This is a genomic window from Pseudoalteromonas sp. SR45-5 (assembly GCF_014163565.1).
Lineage (GTDB): Bacteria > Pseudomonadota > Gammaproteobacteria > Enterobacterales > Alteromonadaceae > Pseudoalteromonas > Pseudoalteromonas distincta.
In genome coordinates this window covers 1-5,093 of the sequence record NZ_JACJDN010000281.1, presented here as the reverse complement: position 1 = coordinate 5,093, position 5,093 = coordinate 1, and the positions used below count along the sequence as shown (strand labels likewise).

The 5,093-nt window shown below is 39.7% G+C and carries 5 protein-coding genes; all 5 read left to right on the top strand.

The features are described 5' to 3' along the window. Positions 1-50 precede the first annotated feature (50 nt). Entirely contained in the window at positions 51-221 is a 171-nt protein-coding gene (locus H5072_RS11450; RefSeq protein WP_182693592.1) for a hypothetical protein, read from the top strand. Next, a complete protein-coding gene (locus H5072_RS11445; protein ID WP_182693591.1) occupies positions 221-2,059 on the top strand; it encodes a hypothetical protein in 1,839 nt (612 codons plus the stop codon). The genes H5072_RS11450 and H5072_RS11445 overlap by 1 nt, the downstream gene beginning before the upstream one ends. Further along, complete coding sequence (locus H5072_RS11440; RefSeq protein WP_182693590.1) at positions 2,052-2,276, top strand: hypothetical protein; 225 nt, start codon at positions 2,052-2,054, stop codon at positions 2,274-2,276. Before H5072_RS11445 ends, H5072_RS11440 begins: the two co-directional genes overlap by 8 nt. A gap of 734 nt (positions 2,277-3,010) precedes the next feature. Then, positions 3,011-4,390, top strand: a complete 1,380-nt coding sequence (locus H5072_RS11435; RefSeq protein ID WP_138489356.1) for an MATE family efflux transporter — start codon at positions 3,011-3,013, stop codon at positions 4,388-4,390. Beyond that, a partial coding sequence (locus tag H5072_RS11430; RefSeq protein WP_182693589.1) for a DEAD/DEAH box helicase family protein occupies positions 4,387-5,093 on the top strand: 707 nt, incomplete at its 3' end. The genes H5072_RS11435 and H5072_RS11430, both read left to right, overlap by 4 nt.

Here is a 5,093-nt window from a genome sequence, read left to right as displayed (position 1 = left end):
GGAAAACGGGTGCTATTCTAAGGCATTTGCCAATCAAATTAGGAGAGGATATGCGAATTATACTTCCTTTATCTTACTCGATAGGCCCAACGCTTATATGTATCATTCTTGATGATAATGATGAGTTTAACGCATCAATACTCGATAGAGTGCAGCCTAAACTAATCAATATATTTCAATTTGATATTAACAACCCATCATCCTATGAGCCGCCTGCATAATGTTGAAACTACGCTTTATTAACCTATATAACGTTAATAAGTCGCCTCTTCAATTAAGCTATCAAAATAATGACATGGATGTCATGGGTAATGATGCCGCGTTGGTGATGCGATTTACTAAACCGCACGCAATAAATACATCACCTTTAACTATGCGCTTTGGTGATGACACTGGTCCAGTTGATCCAACGCTACCAATTTTACAAGCTAATATCGGTATCGAGTCGGAGTTAAGCTGGTTAATCCCGCCATTAATTACACAAGCTCAAGTGCTCGAATATCAAACAGAATCTGTTAAAAACGAATTAAAAACAACGTTTAACAGCGCTGAATTAGTACCTGTTGTTTTTAGTATTAAAAGGAAAATTGCCGTATTAGTTACAGAACAAAAAAGTGTTGAATGGGGTAACAGCGGCAATATATCAAATACCATTCAAATACCGTACAAAATAATAACTAGCATTGAGCATGACGAAAACGACTTCAATTGGTTAACTGAGTTATATGTTGAACATACTGAATTTAAACTGCTCTGGAATAGCTCTGAATCAATCAAAACAGAAAATGTTCTGCATTGGCCTGTAAAGCCATTATTAGAGTTGCGTAAGCTTGTTTTACACTACGGCCAAACAGATAAAGAATATATTTGTTATTGGCGAAATCACCAATTTAAAGGCTATTTGAAGCTCGACTTTAACGCCCCATATCAAGCCCGAACAGGCTCTATAAAAATGCGCTTTAATGCACCTGATAAAGTGTGTTATTGGGGCCTGCCCGGTGGTTTAGTTCGCAGTGATGATGACATACCAACAATAGATAGAAAAATACCTATCGAGCCTCAGATTAGGAATACATATATCATGCAGCCAACCATTAATTGCGTGCGTGTTTCAGACGACGTAAAAATACTAATTAGTAGCGTAAATTACTCAGTATCACGCAGCCAGTTTAGTGCTACGGGTAGCCTTAAGTTTTGTTCTCGTATCGACTTTGAGCGCGCCCTAGGCCAAGAGCTAAAAATCTCAATAAATGGCTACGATTTTTATGTGATTTGTGAGCAGCCTAGTACGGCCAATCGTTTTGCAAATTCAAGTTATAGTGCAAGCTGTCGTGGACGCTTTGCGCTCTTATCAGCCCCATATGCTCGCGCAACAAACTACGCCAACCCAACGGCTAAAACGTTAGCGGGGATCATGTCTGATATTTTAGTAAATACAGGCTGGTCGCTCGATAATAAAATGATAGATTACCCAATACCAACAGGGGCATTTACTTATACTGATTTAACCCCCGCAGCTGCGCTTTTAAGTGTTGCTAAGTCGGCAGGGGCAATGCTTGATATAGACAGCGCGAACAAAACTGTTTCAGTTATACCTGCTTGGCCTGTTATGCCTTGGGATACTGAAAACGCTATTTGTGATGTAATACTAAACGACTCAATAATACTTGAGCACAATACAAGCCAAACAATTAACCAAACGCATAACGCGGTATTTGTTCGCGGTGAGCAGCAAGGCGTAGCGTGTAAAATCAAACGTGCAGGAACGTTAGGCGATCAATTTTCAAGTGACGTAGTTGACTCATTGATAACAGATAACCAAGCAGCAAGGCAGCGCGGCTCATATGAACTTGCAAACAGTGGCAACAAACAGCAAAGCACTATACGCACAAAGTTACTAAACGACTTACCACCAATTAGACCAGGCATGTTAGTAGGTGTTACATATGCCAGCTCTACCTACAAAGCAACGTGCGACAATATGGATATAAGCGCAAGTATTAGCGAATCAGGCGCTATCACAGTAAGCCAAACTATAAAGGTGATCAGCAATGTCTAACACACTCAATCGCCTAGGCTCAGTACTCGATAGAACGCAGCGAACAATAGTGACAGTAGTTACAGTGAACTCAAACGGCACCACACACGTTCAATATAGTGACAGCAGTCAGAGTGTTGTGTTGGGTGATAGCGTTGAATCAGGTGCGGCATACGTTGAAAATGGCCGTATTGTTGGTGCAGCTCCAACGTTGCCGTATACAGAAATAGAAGTTTAATTTAAAAATTTGTTAGATAAGGTGTTTAACTGCTGTTTTAAAATTGGCCAAAAGTAGCAATTGAGCAGATATATTTAATTATTTAGGCTCGGGCATTTCTTGTATTTACCCATCCTAACCCGTGCGAGTTACTTGGGTAATTAACATTTACCCAACGTAACCCGTGCGATTACCCAATTTTGGTCGGCGGCTACAGTGAGTTTATAAAAATGCCACAATTAGCAAATCAACAATTGGTTGGACCTCAGCGAAAATTGCGAGTCTCTCAAGGCCTTTATAAATGCGGCTTTGAATGAGTTATCCACGGTTTCTGTGGATAACTCTGTTTATGAAACTTTAAGAACATCATCGGCACCAATGTTTTAGGGTGCTACAACGATTTCAAGCTTTTAAATCACTATTTTTTATTCATTGTAAAACAGTGGGTTATGTTTTGGTGGCTAATAGATGTAACTCCATGAATGAATTTTTTCGTAACGATAAACCAAGTAGTTGCTTTGTGTAAAAAAGCATCAGATAACACAGGGTGTTTGTAATAAAAGTTATAAAAATGTGTTTTAATTGTTTTTTGGGGTGTTTAGGCTCTATTTTAACAAAAAGATGTAAAAACCAAGTTTTACTATTTTTTAGAATATTTACTTACGTAATTACATCAATTGTAGTGATAAATCCGTGGCTTGAACTGTCTTGATGCTTTAAAATGATTCGTTCAGTAAAAGAGGCCTATTTATTTCATGCGCGCAATTTCAAAATCTCAGACTCGCCCAGATTTACTAAACGATCCTATCTTGCCTACATTAAAGACGATGACCATACCGATGATATTCGGCATGATCACACTAATGATGTTCAATATTGTAGACACCTTTTTTATAAGTTTACTTGGCACCGAACCATTAGCTGCCGTGAGCTTTACATTTCCAGTTACTTTTACCGTTATCAGCTTAGCAATAGGGCTGGGGATCGGTACATCAGCAGTAATAGCGAAAGCGCTCGGCAGTAATAAAATTGATGAAGCACGTTTTGATGCCAGTATTTCTTTAATGGTTGGTGTGGTTTTGGTTATTGTGTTGTCATCTGTTGGATATTTACTGATTGACCCCATATTTACTTTACTAGGAGCGGGCGCGCAAGTATTGCCGTTAATACATGAATACATGAATGTATGGTTTATCGGTAGCGTATTTTTAATAACCCCAATGATTGGTAATTCGGTACTGCGTGCCAGCGGTGATACCAAAACGCCAAGTATAGTAATGGGCGGAGCCGGGCTGATAAACGCCGTACTTGACCCAATACTTATATTTGGCTTTGGGCCGGTACCCGCGTTAGGAATTCAAGGCGCTGCCATAGCAAGTGTTGTTGCATGGTCGGTCGCTGTGGTTATTATTTTATATATATTAGCGGTTAAAAAACGTTTGTTGAGTCTCAAAGCGGGCAAGCAAACTGTAACTGGCGCTATTCGTAAAATATTAAAAATTGGTTTACCTGCTGCAGGTGCAAACATGCTTACACCTGTTGCAATGGCTGTAATGACCGCCTTAGTAGCGCATCATGGGCCAGAAGCCGTGGCCGCATTTGGAGTAGGAAGCCGGATAGAATCTATTGCAAGTATTTTAGTGCTTGCGCTATCGATGACATTACCGCCATTTGTGAGTCAAAATTTTGGGGCTGGCAAATTATGCCGTGTTAAAGAAGCGTATACCGGCACACTAAAATTTGTGATGGTATGGCAATTTGCCATTTACGTATTACTAATTGCATTTTCAGGTGTAATAAGCCAATTATTTGGTAAAGAACAAGCCGTAATAGATGTAATTAAGCTCTTTATTTATACCATCCCACTAAGCTATGGCTTACAAGGGGTGATCATATTATCAAACTCATCGTTTAATGCTTTACACAAACCAATGAACGCATTGGTACTAAGCGTTATTCGTTTATTCATATTTTATGTACCATTTGCTTATATCGGCAACGAAATAGCCGGATTATTAGGGTTATTTATAGGCGCTGCCATAGGTAATTTATTTACAGCAATAGTGGCATATAAATGGTTTATGAAAAAACTAGAAGCGCTGAGCGGCGAATCGTTACAGGAGTGCAATAATTGAGCGACCATTTTCAGTTAAAATCACATTTCAAACCAGCAGGCGATCAGCCTACCGCCATTAAACAGCTATGCGAAGGGTTAGAAGCGGGGCTTGCACACCAAACGTTATTAGGTGCCACCGGTACAGGTAAAACCTTTACTATGGCCAATATTATTAGCGATTTAAATCGTCCAACAATAATAATGGCGCACAATAAAACATTGGCTGCGCAGCTATACGGCGAGATGAAAGAGTTTTTTCCTAAAAACGCGGTTGAATACTTTGTATCGTATTACGATTACTACCAGCCAGAAGCCTATGTTGTATCTAGCGACACATTTATTGAAAAAGATGCTTCGATAAATGAGCACATAGAGCAAATGCGTTTAAGTGCGACCAAAGCATTGCTTGAGCGTCGCGACACCATTATTGTGGCATCGGTATCGGCTATTTATGGTTTGGGTGACCCTAAATCGTACATGAAAATGATGCTACTTTTAAAAGTGGGCGAAAAAGTCGATCAACGCGACATGCTACGCCGCCTTGCTGAAATACAATATACCCGCAATGATATAGATTTTAGCCGAGGTACATACCGCGTACGTGGCGAAGTAGTTGATATATTCCCAGCAGAATCAGACACTTTTGCTGTACGTGTAGAAATGTTTGATGATGAAATAGAACGCTTAAGTATTTTTGACCCGCTTACCGGTGCAATTGAAAA